The sequence below is a fragment of the Microbacterium sp. SL62 genome, from assembly GCF_026672635.1.
Classification (GTDB): Bacteria; Actinomycetota; Actinomycetes; order Actinomycetales; family Microbacteriaceae; genus Microbacterium; species Microbacterium testaceum_A.
The window spans coordinates 587340-604020 of sequence record NZ_JAPPRM010000001.1 but is presented as its reverse complement, the minus strand read 5'-3'; the positions used below and the strand labels follow the sequence as shown (position 1 = coordinate 604020).

15 protein-coding genes are annotated in these 16681 nt (G+C 70.8%); 8 read left to right on the top strand and 7 right to left on the bottom strand.

Annotated features, from left to right (window positions below; translation table 11 throughout):
* Positions 1–122: 122 nt before the first annotated feature.
* The 3 genes from OVA26_RS02825 (at position 123) to OVA26_RS02815 (ending at position 3059) form a co-directional block, all read left to right on the top strand.
* Positions 123–1586: an ABC transporter permease gene (locus OVA26_RS02825; RefSeq protein WP_268102890.1), complete on the top strand. Its 1464-nt coding sequence runs from the start codon at positions 123–125 to the stop codon at positions 1584–1586.
* A gap of 31 nt (positions 1587–1617) precedes the next feature.
* Positions 1618–2325, top strand: a complete 708-nt coding sequence (locus OVA26_RS02820; RefSeq protein WP_268102889.1) for an ABC transporter ATP-binding protein — start codon at positions 1618–1620, stop codon at positions 2323–2325.
* A gap of 191 nt (positions 2326–2516) precedes the next feature.
* Complete coding sequence (locus OVA26_RS02815) at positions 2517–3059, top strand: SRPBCC family protein (protein ID WP_268102888.1); 543 nt, start codon at positions 2517–2519, stop codon at positions 3057–3059.
* A 7-nt stretch (positions 3060–3066) separates the two neighbouring features.
* Here the strand turns inward: OVA26_RS02815 and mnhG are convergent, their stop codons facing one another.
* The 7 genes from mnhG to OVA26_RS02780 all read right to left on the bottom strand — a co-directional run bounded on the left by mnhG (position 3067) and on the right by OVA26_RS02780 (position 10536).
* Complete coding sequence (gene mnhG, locus OVA26_RS02810) at positions 3067–3447, bottom strand: monovalent cation/H(+) antiporter subunit G (protein WP_056225180.1); 381 nt, start codon at positions 3445–3447, stop codon at positions 3067–3069.
* Positions 3444–3713, bottom strand: a complete 270-nt coding sequence (locus OVA26_RS02805) for a monovalent cation/H+ antiporter complex subunit F (RefSeq protein WP_144783553.1) — start codon at positions 3711–3713, stop codon at positions 3444–3446. The genes mnhG and OVA26_RS02805 overlap by 4 nt, the downstream gene beginning before the upstream one ends.
* A complete protein-coding gene (locus OVA26_RS02800; protein ID WP_056225174.1) occupies positions 3710–4324 on the bottom strand; it encodes a Na+/H+ antiporter subunit E in 615 nt (204 codons plus the stop codon). Before OVA26_RS02800 ends, OVA26_RS02805 begins: the two co-directional genes overlap by 4 nt.
* Complete coding sequence (locus OVA26_RS02795; protein WP_056225171.1) at positions 4321–5877, bottom strand: Na+/H+ antiporter subunit D; 1557 nt, start codon at positions 5875–5877, stop codon at positions 4321–4323. Before OVA26_RS02795 ends, OVA26_RS02800 begins: the two co-directional genes overlap by 4 nt.
* A complete protein-coding gene (locus OVA26_RS02790) occupies positions 5874–6467 on the bottom strand; it encodes a Na(+)/H(+) antiporter subunit C (protein WP_268102887.1) in 594 nt (197 codons plus the stop codon). The genes OVA26_RS02795 and OVA26_RS02790 overlap by 4 nt, the downstream gene beginning before the upstream one ends.
* Entirely contained in the window at positions 6464–9391 is a 2928-nt protein-coding gene (locus OVA26_RS02785; protein WP_268102886.1) for a Na+/H+ antiporter subunit A, read from the bottom strand. The genes OVA26_RS02790 and OVA26_RS02785 overlap by 4 nt, the downstream gene beginning before the upstream one ends.
* Before the next feature lie 95 nt (positions 9392–9486).
* On the bottom strand, positions 9487–10536 hold the full coding sequence (locus OVA26_RS02780; RefSeq protein ID WP_268102885.1) for a LacI family DNA-binding transcriptional regulator: 1050 nt from the start codon (positions 10534–10536) through the stop codon (positions 9487–9489).
* A 78-nt stretch (positions 10537–10614) separates the two neighbouring features.
* Here OVA26_RS02780 and OVA26_RS02775 point away from each other — a divergent pair, with 78 nt between their 5' ends.
* The 5 genes from OVA26_RS02775 to OVA26_RS02755 are packed head-to-tail and all read left to right on the top strand — an operon-like array spanning position 10615 to position 16642.
* On the top strand, positions 10615–11871 hold the full coding sequence (locus tag OVA26_RS02775) for an MFS transporter (protein ID WP_268102884.1): 1257 nt from the start codon (positions 10615–10617) through the stop codon (positions 11869–11871).
* 9 nt (positions 11872–11880) lie between these two features.
* A complete protein-coding gene (nucS, locus tag OVA26_RS02770; RefSeq protein ID WP_074694487.1) occupies positions 11881–12579 on the top strand; it encodes an endonuclease NucS in 699 nt (232 codons plus the stop codon).
* A 47-nt stretch (positions 12580–12626) separates the two neighbouring features.
* Complete coding sequence (locus OVA26_RS02765; RefSeq protein ID WP_268102883.1) at positions 12627–13331, top strand: HAD hydrolase-like protein; 705 nt, start codon at positions 12627–12629, stop codon at positions 13329–13331.
* Positions 13324–14712, top strand: coding sequence for a hypothetical protein (locus OVA26_RS02760; protein ID WP_268102882.1), 1389 nt, complete (start codon positions 13324–13326; stop codon positions 14710–14712). The genes OVA26_RS02765 and OVA26_RS02760 overlap by 8 nt, the downstream gene beginning before the upstream one ends.
* Positions 14660–16642, top strand: a complete 1983-nt coding sequence (locus OVA26_RS02755; RefSeq protein WP_268104855.1) for a bifunctional lysylphosphatidylglycerol flippase/synthetase MprF — start codon at positions 14660–14662, stop codon at positions 16640–16642. Before OVA26_RS02760 ends, OVA26_RS02755 begins: the two co-directional genes overlap by 53 nt.
* Positions 16643–16681 lie beyond the last annotated feature (39 nt).

Here is a 16681-nt window from a genome sequence, read left to right as displayed (position 1 = left end):
TGCCCTGTCGATGAGGCGCCCGTCACCCGGCATACACGCTTCATAGGAACGGTGAGGGAGCGGTGAGGGTGCCGTTCCTACGGTCGGTCCGACGGCCGCACCCCGCGTCCGGAAGGAGAAGCATGTACGGCACCTACCTGCGGCGCGAACTCGCCGGCCGCACCAAACAGACCGTGATCGTCGCGGTCGGCCTCGCGATCGCCATCGCGCTCGTGATCGTCGTGAACGCCCTCTCGACCGGGGTGCGCGATGCGCAGTCGCAGGCGCTGTCGTCGGTCTACGGCGTCGGCACCGACCTGACCGTGACCGGCGCGCAGACCGAACCCGGACAGGGCGGCGGCGCGCGCTTCGACTTCGGCGCGGAAGACGGAGCGACCCAGGACGGCACGACCTCGCTCAGCCAGTCGCGGCTTATGACCGACATGCGACGCGGCACGCTCGAGGCGTCGACCGTCTCGACGATCGCGGGCCTCGACGGCGTGACCGCCGCGACCGGCGCGCTGTCGCTGACGAACACGACCTTCTCGGGCGAGGTCCCGGATCGCAGCGCTCAGTCCGGCACGGGCGAGGGCGGGCAGATGGGAGAGCCGCCGGCCGGCGGCGGCGGTCCCGGCGGAGACGGCGGAAGCGCCTTCGGCGTCGACTCGTTCACCGTCCTCGGCGTCGACCCCTCGGCATCCGTCGGTCCCCTCTCGTCCGTCACCGTCAGCGAGGGACGCGCCCTCACCGCGTCGGACGCCGGCACGGATGTCGCCGTCATCGACGCGACCTACGCGACGAGCGCTTCCCTCGCGGTCGGGGGCACGCTCGACGTGGGCGGCACCGCGATGCAGATCGTCGGGATCGTCGCCTCGACGTCGTCCGACGCCGACACCGCCGCGAACGTCTACCTCCCCCTCGATACCGCTCAGACCCTCGCGGGAGTGGGCAGCGTGGTCTCCACGGTCTACGTCCAGGCCGATTCCGCGGATGCCATCGGCTCCGTGCAGAGCGAGATCACGGCCGCGCTTCCGGACGCCACCGTCAGCTCGCAGTCCGAGCTCGCCTCCACCGTGTCGGGTTCGCTCTCGAGCGCCTCGGCGTTGATCTCGAACCTCGGGACCTGGCTCTCGGCGGTCGTGCTGCTGGTGGCACTCTCGCTCGCGGTCCTCTTCACGATCTCGGGCGTCGCACGCCGCACCCGCGAGTTCGGCACCCTCAAGGCCATCGGCTGGTCGAACGGTCGCATCGTGCGCCAGGTCGCGGGCGAGTCGCTGACGCAAGGGCTTCTCGGCGGGGTCGCGGGGCTGGTCCTCGGGCTCGGCGGCATCCTGCTCGTCAACGTCATCTCGCCGACGGTCTCGGTCAGCAGCGGGGCTTCGGGCCGTGGCGAGGGCGGTCCCAGTGGGGGCGGCATGGGCGGCCCGGGCGGATTCGGCCAGGCCGCCGCCCAGGCCACCGACATCGTGCTGCACGCACCGGTGACCCCCGTGATCATCGTCGCCGCGGTCGGGATCGCCGTCCTCGGCGGGGTCCTCGCGGGTGCCTTCGGCGGGTGGCGTGCCGCTCGTCTCAGCCCGGCCGCCGCCCTCCGTTCCGTCGCGTGAGCGGCATCCCCCATCCTCCGAAGGAGACATCATGACCCTCACCGCTCCCCCGTCCGCCACCACCGCGTACCGCCTCGAGGGCGTCACCCGCACTTACCGCCAGCGCGACCGCACGGTCCAGGCGTTGGCGGGCGTCGACCTCGAGATCGCCGCGGGCGACTTCGTCACCATCCAGGGCCCGACCGGCGGCGGCAAATCGACGCTGCTGCAGATGCTCGGCGCCCTCGACCGCCCGTCCGCCGGGTCGGTGGTGCTGGGTGACCTCGATGTCGCCCGGGCCTCGAACGCGCAGCTCGCCCGGCTGCGCGCCGAGGAGATCGGCTTCGTCTTTCAAGGGTTCAACCTCATCCCCACCCTGACCGCCGCCGAGAACGTCGACATGGGGCTCGAACCCCTCGGACTGGACCGCGACGAACGCCGCCGCCGGGTGACCGAGGCGCTCACCCGCGTCGGGCTCGCCGACCGCGCCGACCACCGACCCGGCGAGCTCTCGGGCGGACAGCAGCAGCGCGTCGCGATCGCCCGCGCCGTCGCCAAGCAACCGCGGGTACTGCTCGCCGACGAGCCCACCGGAAACCTCGACGAACGCATGCGCGACGAGATCCTCGACGTGCTCGAGGCGCTGAACACCGAGGGGCTCACCCTCATCGTGGTCACCCACGATTCGGCGGTGGCGCGCCGCGCGCGCCGTCGCCTGCGCCTCGACAAGGGGATCGTGACCGACATCACCCGCGGCTGAGCGGGTGCCTCCCGCCCGCTCCGGGCCGTGCGTGGCGCCACACGCGTGAGGGGTCAGTTTCTGTCGCCTCGGGCACCTCCCAGGCGTCATTTCTCGACCCCTCACGCGAGGAGGAGGGGCAGTGCGTCAAGGGGCGCGGGCGGGATCGAGGCCGCGGAATAGGGTCGGAGCACGCCGACCGGAGGGATGCCATGGCCGCCCGCAACACGAGACTGATGCGCTGCACGCCCGACGACCTGTTCGCCGTCCTCTCGGACGGGTGGCTCTACCCGGTCTGGGTGGTCGGTGCGGCGCGCATGCGCGACGTCGACGAGCAGTGGCCGCGAGAGGGCTCGCGCATCCACCACTCCCTCGGTGTGTGGCCCGTGATGATCCACGACGAGACCGAGATCGTCGAGTGGGATCCCCCGCGCCGGATGCGGCTGAGGCCCGAGGCCGGCATCCTGGGTCGCGGCGTGATCCGCATCGACGCCCGCCCCCACGCCGGCGGCACGGCGGTCACGATCGTCGAAGAACCGGTCTCGGGAGCCGCCTCGCTTCTGCCCCGACTGGCCTGGAAGCCGATGCTCGTGGCCCGCAACCACGAGTGCCTGAACCGCCTGGCCTTCCTCGCAGAGGGGCGACGGGAAGAACGCGAAGCACGCGAACTCGACCACCGGACCTCGACACCCGACCCGGCCGAGGGCACCGCCTCACCGCAGGCGCAGGAGGACGTGCGCGAAGCGGGGATCTGAGCGCGGGTCAGCTCTCGGGTCGCGACTGCGCCCCGGTGGAGCCGGGTTGCTCGGTGCTGTGGTGGAGTTCGTCGATGAAGAGGTTCTCTTCGTCGGTCGTCCGGTTGCGGTACGCGGCCCGCCCGACCATGTGCGCGGCGAGCGGCGCGGTCGCGAACTGGATGAGGATGATCGGGATGCCGAAGGCCAGGGCCTCCCACGTGCGCGTCGACAGCGCGACCGCCGCGACGATGAGCAGCACACCCAGCACCTGCGGCTTGGTCGCCGCGTGCAGGCGAGTGGGCACGTCCCGCCACCGGAGCAGTCCGATCGTCGCGGTCAGGCAGAGGATCGCGCCGAGCAGGACGAGCACGAGCGCGACCGTGTCGAGAACGTCGTCGAGGGTCATCTCGGGTTCTCCTTCCGCGCGACGAAGCGGGCCACGGCGATCGAGCCGAACACCCCGACGGCGGCGATGATGAGCATCGCCGGCAACGAGCGCGTGTGGTGGTTGATGACCATGTCGGCGCCGAGGATGCAGAGCACCTCGGTGAGCAGCACGTCGGCGGCCACGGCGCGGTCGAGGATCGAGGGGCCGATGACCAGACGGATCAGGGCCAGCACGGCGGCGACGGCGAAGACGACAAGGATGACGGCGACGAGGGCGGTGTTCACAGCAGGGTCCTCCCGTCGCGCGGCGTCTCGGCGCCGTGACGTGCATCGGCGTCGGACTCGGCGATCTTGGCCCGCAGCTCCTGCAACTCTTCCTTCGAGCCCACGGCACGCGTGATGCGGGCTTCCCACCCGAGCACGACGCGGCGCTGGTGTTCGGCATCCGCGTCGCTTCTGACGCCGATGGTGTGCAGGAACAGGGTGCGGTTCTCGCGGTCGACGTCGACGATGAGCGATCCCGGAATGAGGGATGCCGTGACGGCGGTGTGCGCCATGATCACGTCGTCGTCGACGCGCAGCGGGACGGCGATGATGGCGGCGCCGGGCTGACGGCGGACGTCGATCACCTGCCACGCGACGATGAGCGATCCCTTGATGACTGCGCCCAGGAAGGTGACGACGAACACGAGGCCGTACCAGAGGTTGATGCGACCCGAGAGTTCGACCGGCGGCAGGCGGAAGACGCGCGTGACGAAGACCGCCATGACCAGACCGGTGAGGAACGCCAGCCAGGTGAACTGGCCCCACAGCAGCATCCACAGAGCGACCAGCCACACCAGGAACGGCAGCTGGTGCAAGAACAGCGACACCTGCGATCGGCGGGAGGGGCTCATCCTTGACCCGCCTGTTCCTGGATCTGCACGAGGCTCACGCCGTCGGTGATGTCGACGCCCGCCCGCAGGCACATGTCGAGCAGGGGTCCCGCGAACACGGTGAGCGACACCGTGACGGCCACCATGCCGACGGTGGCGAGCGTCATGATCTTCGGCGTCGTGCGACGCTCGGTCGAGATGGTCGCGGCCGGGGCGTTGCCGAGGTAGGCGATGCGCTCGGTCGTCTCGGCGGAGTCGTCGTCTTCGCGCCAGAACGACAGGTTCCACGCGCGCATCAGGGCGTAGAGCGTGAGGATCGAGGTGACGACGCCGCCGACGATCAGCACCATCATCACGGGGGTGCCCACCTGCGCCGCCGCGTCGAACAGGGCGTACTTGCCGATGAAGCCCGAGAACGGGGGCAGACCGCCGAGGTTGATCGCCGGGATGAAGTACAGCACCGCGAGCAGGGGCGCCGCGCGCATGAGGCCCTTCACCTTGAGGATCGAGGTGCTGCCCGCTCGGCGCTCGATGAGACCGACGGCCAGGAACAGGGTCGTCTGCACGATGATGTGGTGGACGATGTAGTAGATCGTCGCCCCCACCGCGAGCGGCGTGTTGATCGCCAGCCCGAAGATCATGTAGCCGATGTGGCTCACCAGCGTGAACGACAGGATGCGCTTGAGCTCGGCCTGCGCGACGGCACCCAGGATGCCGACGATCATCGTCGACAGAGCGACCATCATCAGAAGGAAGTTGAGGTCGTTGGCGACGAAGAGCTGCGTCTCGGTGCGGATGATCGCGTAGACGCCGACCTTGGTCAGCAGACCCGCGAACACCGCCGTGACGGGTGCGGGAGCCGTCGGATACGAGTCGGGCAGCCAGAACGACAGCGGGAACACCGCCGCCTTGATCGCGAAGGCGAGCAGCAGCATGAGGTGCAGGATCGTCTGCGTGTCCTGCGGGAGCAGGGCCATCCGTTCGCTGATCTGGACCATGTTGACCGTGCCGAGCGCCCCATAGACCATGGCGATCGCCGCGAGGAACAGGATCGACGACACCAGCGAGACGACGATGTAGACGACGCCGGTGCGGATGCGCGACTCGGTGCCGCCCAGGGTGATCAGCACGTACGAGGCGACGAGCAGGATCTCGAAGCCCACGTAGAGGTTGAAGAGGTCACCGGCGATGAAGGCGTTGAAGATGCCCGCGCCCAGGATCAGGTACGCCGGGTAGAAGATCGAGACCGGGGTGTCCTCATCGTTGTCGGCCGCGCCCTGCCCGATCGAGAAGAGCAGGACCGCGAGTAGCACGATGCTCGTGACGACGACGAGAAGAGCCGCGAGCACGTCGACGTAGAGCACGATGCCGAACGGGATGTCCCACGCGGCGATCGCCACCGCGATGGGCCCACTCGTGTCGACGGTGACGAGAAGGATCGCGCCCAGCACGAGCACAGCGGCGAGGGAGGCGACCGACACGACGATCTGCGTCTTCTTGCGCCGACCGAAGATGAGGTTGATCGCGGCACCGATGAGAGGGATGCCGACGAGCAGGGGCACGAGGGCGCTCACGAGCGATCACCGTCCTGGGGGTCGCGGGGGGCGTCGGTGTCGTCGTCACGCTCCGGGTCGGACTCGCGCGAGACGGCGACGCGATCGACCGGGGCGTCGTCGACGAGCTGCGACAGGTCGCCCTGGTGCAGCACGCGGATGGGCGAGGCGACGTCGCCGACGAAGTCGGTGGTGACGTCCTCGTCGTCGGAGCGGGACTCTTCGTCCATCGCGTCCTCCGGCTCGTTCGCCGTGCGGGCGCGCAGCGCCACGTCGTCCGCGTCGTCGATGACCGTGTCGGCCTGACCGAGCTGCCAGGAGCGGTAGATGAGGGCGAGCAGGAACGCCGAGATGCCGAACGTGATGACGATCGCGGTGAGCGTCAGGGCCTGGGGAAGAGCGTCGGACATGTCCGCGGCATCCGTCTGCCCTCCGTCGTAGAACGGGGCCCGACCGGGCGCGCCCATGACGATGAGGAGCAGCAGGTTGGCGGCGTTCCCGAGCAGAAGGAAGCCGATCAGCACGCGGGTGAGACTGCGCTCGAGCATGGCGTAGACACCGCAGGCGAAGAGGATCGCCATGACGATCACGAGGACGAGGGAGATGGTCATGAGGCCGCCATCTCCGCATCTTCGGGGTGCAGCGACTGGCGGTCGACCTCGGCGCCGAGGCTGCGCAGCACGTCGAGCACGAGACCGATCACCACGAGATAGACGCCGACGTCGAAGATCGTGCTCGTGACGAACTCCCAGTGACCGATGAGGGGCAGTTCGCCCTCGAAGGTGAAGCTCTGCAGCGGCGCGAAGCCGAAGAACATCGGTACCAGGGCACACAGCACCGCGATCGCCATGCCCGCGCCGAGCAGGCGACCCGCATCGGTGGGTGCTGCGGCGCCGAGCTCCCAGCGGCCGCCCGCGATGTAGCGCATGACCAGGCCCATCCCGGCGACCAGGCCACCGGCGAACCCTCCGCCGGGCAGGTTGTGGCCCGCGAAAAGCAGGTAGAGCGAGACGATCATGATCGAGTGGAACAGCACCCGGATGATGATCTCGAGGAGGATCGAGCGATTCTCGGGCTGCACCTTCGAGCCCGAGATGAGCCAGGCGCGCGGAGCGTCGGTCTCGCCCACGCGCTGCGCGCGCACGCCACTGTCGGTCTCGACGAGGGGCCGGCGACGGCCGAGTCCCACCCGTGCGCGGGCGGTGCCCGACCGACGTGCGAGGTTGTCACTGCGATTGGTGATGAAGACGAGGGATGCCACGCCGGTGGCGGCGAGGACCAGCACCGAGAGCTCGCCCATGGTGTCCCAGCCGCGGAGGTCGACGAGAGCGACGTTGACGACGTTGCGACCGTGACCGATCTCGTAGGCGAGGGGCGGCCACTCGAGCGAGACGGGGAGGTCCTGCCGCGCGCCGGTCGCCACGATCGCCACGAGGGCCATCGTGAGGCCCACGCCCGCGCCGAGCACGGCACGCGCGAGAGGGGCGACCGACTCGTTCTGCTCGCCCATGCGGGCCGGCAGACGCCGGAGCACCAGCGCGAACACCACGAGGGTCACGGTCTCGATGAGCACCTGCGTGAGGGCGAGGTCGGGCGCGCCGCTGGTGGCGAAGAGCACCACCATGCCCAGGCCCGTCACCGAGACGAGGGCGACACCGGTGTACCGCTTGCGGGCGCGGACGGCCAGGATGCCGGCGGCGATCATGATCGGTGCCGAGATCAGCTGCGCCGGCGACTGCCACGCGGCGAGCTGGGCGCGCCACGCGCTCGAGGCGAGCAGCGCCGTGCCTTCGGCGACGACGAGCACGACGAAGATCGTTCCGACGTAGAACGGCAGAGAACCGCGCTGGAAGCGGGCGGTCACCCACTCGGACGAGTGGTCGATCCCGCGCAGGGCCACGTTGTAGGCGTCGTTCGCGGTGAAGGGAAGGACACGACGACGCTTGTGCAGCTGCGTCTTGCGCACGACCCAGAAGATGCCGGCGCCGAGTGCGAGCGTGCCGAGCGAGATGAACAGCGCCGGCTCGAGACCGTGCCAGAGCGCCAGGTGGTACGGGTATGCGGGAGCGGAGACGCCCGAGGTCGCTTCGGGCAGGCCGTCCGCGTAGGGCGCGAGCCAGTGGTCGACGATCGGGGCGAGGAATCCGAGCCCCAGTGACGTCGCCGCGAGGAGCACCGGCGCCGACAGGAAGCCGATCGGCGGGTCGGGCCACTCGGTGGTCTCGACGTCGCGCTTGGTCCAATACGCCCCCCACAGGAAGCGGATGCCGTACGCCGCCGTCAGCGCCGAGCCCAGCACGACGCCGACCAGGGCGACCCATCCCCACGCCGCTCCGCCTTCGGCTTCATGCAGCAGGGCCGTCAGCGCGGTCTCTTTCGCGACGAAACCGAGGGTGGGGATGACCCCCGCCATCGAGAAGATCGCGATGAACGACGCGGTGGCCATGACCGGCGCCTGTCGGCCGAGGCCGGAGAGCTGACCGATGTCACGGGTGTTCAGCTGACGGTCGATCACACCGACGACGAGGAAGAGACACGACTTGAACAGCGCGTGGCTGAGCAGGAGCGCGACGCCGGCGAGAGCGGCATCCCTCGTCCCGTATCCGAGCATCACGGTGAGGAAGCCGAGCTGGCTCACCGTGCCGAAGGCGAGGATGCGCTTGAGGTCGCGCTCGCGCAGAGCCTGGAACCCGCCGAGCAGCATCGTGAAGACACCGAGGGCGATGAGGGTAGGCCGCCAGAACGGCGTATCGGCGAAGCCGGGGGCGAGGCGGGCGACCAGGTAGATTCCGGCCTTGACCATCGCAGCGGCGTGCAGGTACGCACTGACCGGGGTGGGGGCGGCCATGGCCCCGGGAAGCCAGAAGTGGAACGGGAAGATCGCCGACTTGCTGAGCGCTCCCACCAGCAGCAGCAGGACGGCGATGTCGACGATGGCGCCAGTGGGCGGGTCGGCGAGGATCGTCGACAGGCTCGAGGTGCCCGCCTGGACGACGAGCAGAACCACGCCGATGAGCATGACGAGTCCGCCGAGCGTGGTGACGAGCAGCGCCTGCAGGGCGGCTCGGCGGCTCGCGGAACGGCTGTGGTAGTACCCGATGAGCAGGTACGACAGCACGCTCGTCGCTTCCCACAGCATGACGAGGACGACGATGTCGTCGGTGAGGACGAGGCCGTACATGGCGCCAGCGAAGCCGAGCAGCACGGCGGAGAACTGCCCGACCCCGGCCGTCTTGCCGCGGAAGTACCACCGGCAGTAGAGCATCACCAGCGCACCGACGCCGGTCACGACGAGGGTGAGCAACCAGCCGAGCACGTCCATGCGCATCGACAGCGAGACGTTGATCGCCGGAATCCAGCGATATTCCTCGAAGGGAATGTCCCCCGCGAACACCGCAGGGGCGAGGACGATGGCGTGCGCGAAAGCGAGAGCCGGGAGCACCGCCGCCACGTAGAAGGCGCGGGCACCGATGCGCGAGACGAGCCACGGCAGAAGAAGGGGCACGGCCGCGAAGGCGCCGAGGAAGATCAGCACGGTCGGGCCTCCTCGGGGTCGACGGGCGGGTGCCCGGGCTCTCGGGGTGTCGTCCCTATTCTATGCGGAGCATGAGAGTCCCAGCACCCGTCGACTCATGTGGTACGCGGCGGAGCGGTCGTGGTCCCCTCGCGGAAGGTGCACCGCAGGTCGAGCCCCGAGGGCGTCTCGTCCTCGAGCATCGCGGCGACCGCCTCACCGGCCGCCCGACCCTTGGCGGTGGCGGGTTGGACGAGCGTGGTCAGCACGTGCGGGGCGAGGCCGTCGACGACCACGCCGTCGAATCCGGTGACGCTCACGTCGTCCGGGACGCGGAGCCCCGCCTCTTCGGCCGCACGGATCACCCCGGCCGCGAGCAGATCGCTCTGGGCGATGACGGCGGTCGGGCGGTGGTCGGGATCGGCGAAGATCGCCCGACCGGCGATGGTGCCCTCGTCGATAGAACTGGACGCGGCGGCCACCGCGGGCGCGTCGGGGAACACCGCGCGGGCTCCGGACAGACGGTCGGCGGTCACGTCGACGCGAACCTCGGCGTCGTCGGTGATCCAGCCGCGGCGACGAGCGGTGTCGGTGGGGAGGGTGACGATGACGACGTCGTGATGGCCGAGCGCCGACAGGTGACGCGCGGCCGCGCGCTGGGCCGCGGTGTTGTCGAGCAGCACCTGCGGCACGCCCTCACCCGCGTCGCCCTCCACGACCACGACCGGGATGCCGCGACCTCGGACGATCTCGAGCGAATCGCGCATGCGCGGGCTGCAGCCGATCAGCACGGCGGCATCGATGGGGGCGGTGTGCAACGACGGTTCGCTCACCGTTTCGCCGTCGTCGCGCAGCAGCAGGAGCGCGGCACCCAGGCGCGAGACGCCGTCGGCCAGTCCGTCCATCATGTGGGTGGTCACGGGATCGAGGAACGCGGTCCCGAGGTGCTGGTCGAAGACCACGCCGACGATGCCCGAGCGTCCGCGACGCAGCGAGGCCGCGCGCGGATCCGGTCCGGTGTAGCCCAGGCTCTCGGCGGCGGCCAGCACGCGGGCCCGGGTCGCCTGCGAGGTGGGCGTCTTGCCGCTGAACACCACCGAGGCGGTCGACGCCGAGACGCCGGCCTCACGGGCGACATCGCTGATGGTCGCGCGACGGGTGCTCACGGGCCGATCGTACCTGCCGACCGGGCGCCTTGCCGAATCGATTCGATATGCGTCGAATCGATTCGGTACAGTGTCGACATGCACTCGACGCTCACCCGATCCCAGCTCGTCCGCTGGCACATCGCGATCTGCGCCATCTTCCTCGCGAGCGGGCTCAGCATCTCCACCTGGGCGTCGCGGGTGCCCGCGATCCGCGAATCGCTCGGCATCGAGAACTCCGGCGTCGGGCTCCTGCTGTTGGGCATGGGCGTGGCATCCATCATCGGCCTGTCGATCGCCCCGGCCGTGATGGCGCGCATCGGCGCGCGCCGCGGAATGCTCGTGGCCCTGCTGCTCGTCGGCATCGGGCTCATGATCATCGGCTTCGGGGCGGACTCCCTGCAGCTGTTCGCCGTCGCCCTGGTGGGCCTCGCGCTCTTCGGATTCGGCAACGGCGCCGTCGACGTGATGATGAACGTCGAGGGAGCGGCACTCGAGAAGGCCACCGGGCGCACGATCATGCCCTTGCTGCACGCCTTCTTCAGCTTCGGCACCGTCATCGGAGCGGGCCTCGGCTTCGTCGCGGTAAGCCTCGGCATCCCGGTGATCGCCCACTGTGTCGCGATGGGGGTCGTGATCATCGTCGTCGCCTTCGTGTCGGTCGCGAACGTGCCGCGGGCAGAGGTCGCGATGGACGCCCCCGCCGACGAGGAGCGCGCCCACTGGCGCGAGCGCCTCTCGGTGTCGTTGCAGGCCTGGCGCGAGCCGCGCACCTACACGCTCGGCGTCATCATGCTCGGCATGGCCTTCGCCGAGGGCAGCGCGAACGACTGGCTGCCCTCGGCGGTCGTCTACGGCCACGGCGCGCCCGAAGAGGCGGGGCCGGCGGTCCTGGCGGTGTTCTCCGTCGCCATGACGGTAGGCCGCATCGCGGGCGGTCCCGTCGTCGATCGCCTCGGGCGCGTGCTCGTCCTGCGGGTGCTCGCCGGCACCGCCGCCGCGGGCCTGCTGCTGTTCATCCTCGCTCCGTACGGCCCGCTCGTCTTCGTGGGCGCCGCCCTGTGGGGCCTCGGCGCCTCGCTCGGCTTCCCGATCGGCATGTCCGCCGCCGCCGACGACCCCGCCAAGGCCGCCTCCCGCGTGGCCGCGGCCGCCACCATCGGCTACGTCGCCTTCCTCTGCGGTCCCCCGATCCTCGGATGGATCGGCGACCACATCGGCCTGCTCAACACCCTGCTCATCGTGGTCGGCCTGATCGTGGCATCCGGACTCTTCTCCGGCGCGGCCAAGCCGCTGGTCGCCGCCGAGAAGGCGGAGGCCGAGCCCGCGCGACGCGACGCGGCGGGGCGCAATTAGGCTGAGTGGGTGCGTCTCGTCATCGCCCGTTGCTCCGTCGATTACACCGGCCGCCTCAACGCGCATCTCCCCCTCGCCACCCGCCTGCTCGTCCACAAGAACGACGGCAGTCTGCTGGTGCACTCCGACGGCGGCTCGTACAAGCCGCTGAACTGGATGAGCCCGCCGTGCTCGCTCACCCTCGAGCAGCCCGACGAGGTCGACGTCGAAGACGGCGTGATCGAGCGGTGGCGCGTCACCCACGCGAAAACAGGTGATGCGCTTCTCGTGCGCATCCACGAGGTCATCCACGACACCGCCCACGACCTCGGCGTCGACCCGGGCCTGATCAAGGACGGCGTCGAGGCCGACCTGCAGCGGCTGCTGGCCGAACAGGTCTCGGTCGTCGGCGAGAACCTCACCCTCGTGCGCCGCGAGTACCCCACCGCGATCGGACCCGTCGACCTGCTCTTGCGCAACGACGACGGCAAGGGAACGGTGGCGATCGAGGTCAAGCGTCGCGGCGACATCGACGGCGTCGAGCAGCTCACGCGCTACCTCGAACTCCTCAACCGCGACCCCCTGCTGGCACCCGTCACGGGCGTCTACGCCGCGCAGGAGATCAAGCCGCAGGCCCGCGTCCTCGCCACCGATCGCGGCATCCGGTGCCTGGTCCTCGACTACGACGAGATGAAGGGCGTGCAGTCGGGCGCTCCGCGCCTGTTCTGACCGCGCCGGATCGAGCCGGGCGGATGCCGCGCCGGTAGCGTGGACGCATGTCTGCACGCTCTCCCTTCTCCTGCGTCCTGTGGGACGTCGACGGAACCCTCGTCGACGCATCGGAGGGCATCCTCCGCCGATTGACGATCACGCTGGAGCACTTCGGGCGGACGCCCCCGGTGCGCGGAGAGCTGTCGCGCTGGATCGGTCCGCCGATGTACGAGTCGTTCCAGGTGAACGTGGGCATGACACCCGAGCAGGCGACCGAGGCCGTCACCTTCTATCGCGGGCTGAACAAGAGCGAGGGCTACACGGTCAGCGCGCGCCTGTATCCGGGTGTCGGCGATCTGGTGCACGAGCTGCACGCGGCGGGCATCCCGCAGTCGACGGCGAGCTCGAAGCCCGAGGTGCAGGTCGTCGCCCTCATGGACCACTTCGGTCTCGCCCCCTCCCTCGAGGCCATGGTCGGCGCCACCCTCGACGAGCGCACCCTGAGCACCAAGGCCGACGTCGTGCGCGAGGCGCTGCGTCGCCTCGAGGCCGCCGGGGCCGACACCTCGCGCCCCATCCTCATCGGCGATCGACACCACGACGTCGAGGGAGGGGCGGATGCCGGGGTGCCGGTGATCTTCGTGCGCTGGGGCTTCAGCTGGCCCCACGAGGCGGACGGCGCTCAGGCCGCCGTCGACGACGTCGACCAGCTCCGCGCCCTTCTGCTGATCGACGACTCGTCGGAATCGGACGCCCCCGCCGGTGTCTGAGCTCGAGGGGGTGATCCCCGCGGCGGTCGCCCTGCTCGTGGCGGCCCTGATCGTCGCGGTGATCGTGACCGCCGCGCGGTTCTCTCGTCGCTCCCCGCGGGCTCGCGCGACGGCTGCGCGGGCCGTGACCGCAGCGGGCGAGGGGCTCCTGCGCCTGGATGACGCTGTGTCCCGGCTCGACGTGGCCTTCCGGGCCGTCGATGCGATGGATGCCGCGGACGAGCCGGCCGATCTCCGCCGAGCCCGCGCGGCGGCCGTCCGGGCGCGCGACCGTGGATTCGCCGACCTCTCGCGGCTCGAGGGCGACACGGGCGTCGCGGCCCGGCGTGCCGACGACGCGCGCAGACTGCGCGTCGGGTTCGACGATCAGATCCGACGAGTCGAGCGCACTCGGGAGCAGCTGCAGGAGTGGGCGCGGGCGCACCGTACCCCGGCCGACCTCCTGGAGCTCACCCGCCGTCGACGGGACGAGCTGATCGAGACGACGGGCGACCCCGAGCCGTTGGTGGCCGCTCTGCGCGATCGCTTCACGCGCGAAGACCGGGACGATGCCGAGACGGCCGCGCGGGCGGCATCCGACGCCCTCCGTGAGGTCGACGACGCCCTCGGGCGCGCGGCGTCCGAGCCCGATGAGGGCCACCTCGTCGTGGCCACCGCCGCGCTCCTGCGCGCCGAACGGCAGCTGCGCGCCGTCGAAGACGCGCATCGCATCGCCCTGCAGGCGGCCGAGAACGCGGACGCCGAACTCGTTGCCGCGCGGGCCGAGATCGAGGCGGCTACAGCGTCGGCATCCCGCCGCCCGGCCGAAGCGGCACCCGACGCCCTCGACCGTCTGCGCGCCGCGGCGCGCGACCTCGACCTGGCCGCGGCGGAAGCCGCCCGTCGGCCGCGGTGGGCGATCGCGACCGTCGCCCGGGTCCGCGAGACGCGCGACGACGCCCTCGGCGACGCGATGAGCCCCCGCGAGCGTCTCGAGGCCGCTCGTGCCGCCCTCCCCGGCACCCTCGCGTGCGCGCGCGCCGCTCGCCGCCGCCGAGGCCCGCGGGTCCACCGCCGCGATCGGCGAACGCCTGCGCCTCGAGGACGCGCGTCGGCAGTTGGCCGCGGCTCGGGCGGCGACCGATGCGGAGCAGGCCCTCGCCCACGCGCGTGCCGGGTGGCACGCCGTCTCCGATCCCGTGGCCTGAGCCGCCGCCCGCCGCACCTGCTCCCCGCGGGCGCAACGACCGTGCCCTATCGTGAGCGGCATGGCGGAGAACTCGACGTTCCGACGGGCGACGCAGCTCGCGCGCCGACTACCGGCCACGCTCGTCCTGGTCGGCGTCCTCGTGGTCGTCGGCGTCGCCACCGGCGCCCTGTGGAGCCCGTTCACGGCCTCTGACGCCTTCGCCTTGCTCGCCTACGGTCTTCCCGCCCTCGAGGCCGGTCGCTGGTGGACGCCGGTCACCGGCACGTTCGTGGTCGGTGCGCCCTGGCTGTACCTCGTCGGCATCCCGACGCTCGTGGGGATGGGCTTCCTCGAGGTGCGCCGCGGCACCCGCGTCGCCGCCGCGTACTTCACCGTGGGGCAGCTCTTCTCGATCCTCGCGGCGTCGCTGCTCCTCTGGGTGGCGGCCTTCCTGCCGTGGCCGTGGGCTCAGCAGCAGGCCATGGCCCTCGACGTCGGTCCGTCCGGCGGCGTCTTCGCGTGTCTCGCCGCGGCTCTCGCCCTGCTCCCCTCTCCGTGGCGGCTGCGCGCTTGGACGGTCCTGATCGCGGGCCTGGCCCTCACCTTCCTCTACTACGGCTCGCTTCCCGACCTCGAGCGCGTCCTCGCCGTCGCCCTCGTGCTCGGTGTCGACCGGTCGTTGCGACCTCAGCGCGTGAGCGTCCGCGAGCAGCGCCTGATCGCTTTCGTGGTGCTGTGCGCCCTCGGCGCGTTCGAGATCCTCGGATACGTCGCCCCGATGACCGGTCCGTTCGGCTCGTCGGCGGCGACCTCGGGCTCGTGGATCGACGTCGCCGTCAACACGCTCGTCGTTCTCGTGGTGGCAACCGCTCTGCGCCGCGGCCGCCGCTGGGCGTGGGTCGTCGTGATGCTCTACAGCGCCCTGAACCTCCTGCTCGTGGTCCTCCTCTGCGCCGTCCTGCTCCTGGTGGGCCTCACCGGGATCGAAGCGGATCTGGATGCCGATTTCACCAGCGTTCTGGCCTCGTCGGCGCTGTGGCTCGTGGCATCCGTGTACTTCTTCCTGGTGCGGGCCGCGTTCCGCGCCCGGCCGCGCGCGGCGCTCGGGGAAACGCCTGCGCCGACCGTGGAGGACGTGAAGAAAGAGCTGCACGCGAGCGGCGGGGGCACACTGTCGTGGATGACGACGTGGGACGGCATGTCGTACGCCCGCTTCGGCCGCGGGATTGTGGCCTACCAGCGACGCTCCGGGGTGGCCCTGGCGCTCGGGGATCCGCTCGGTCCCCCGTCCTCCCGCGATCGGACCGTCCGCTCGTTCATCGACGCCGCCGAGGCCGCGGGTCTCGCGCCGTGCTTCTTCAGCGCCGGAGACGCGACGGCCGACGCCGTCCCGGGCGACTGGCGGCGCATCGTCGTCGCCGACGACACCGTGGTCGATCTTCCGGGATTGCAGTTCACCGGAAAGGCGTGGGGCGCGGTGCGCACCTCGCTCAACCGCGGCGAGCGCGAGGGCATGACCTTCCGCCTGTCGAGACTCTCCGACGAGACCTGGGGCGTGCGCCAGCAGCTTCGCGCGATCTCCGAGAGCTGGGTGGGCGATAAGGGGCTGCCCGAGATGGGCTTCACCCTGGGCACGCTGCAGGAGGCGGCCGATCCCGAGGTGCGCCTCGCGTTGGCGGTGTCGCCGCAGGGCGACGTCGACGGTTTCCTGTCGTGGCTCCCGATCTACGGCGAGGGCGGGATCCGCGGGTGGACGCTCGACCTGATGCGCCGGCGCGACGGCGGTTTCGGGCCCGTGATGGAGTTCCTGATCGGTGCGTCCGCCCGGGAGTTCTCCGCGGAGGGGGCGCAGATCATGTCCCTGTCGGGTGCTCCGCTGGCCCATGAGTACCCCGCGGATGCTGGCGCCATCGCCGATCTGCAGGAGCGTATGGCCGCGATGCTCGAGCCCGTCTACGGCTTCGCCTCGCTGCACCGGTTCAAGCAGAAGTTCCACCCGCGCTACGAGACGATGTACCTGCTCTACCGCGACGAGGTGGATCTGACCCGCATCGGCGCCGCCCTCACGCGAGCGTTCCTTCCGCACGCGACGCTGGGCCAGTTCGCCGCTGCGGGGGTCGACCTCGTGCGCCACGAACGCTGAAAGCCCCGGCCGACGCGAAGAACGCGCGACCGGGGCCCG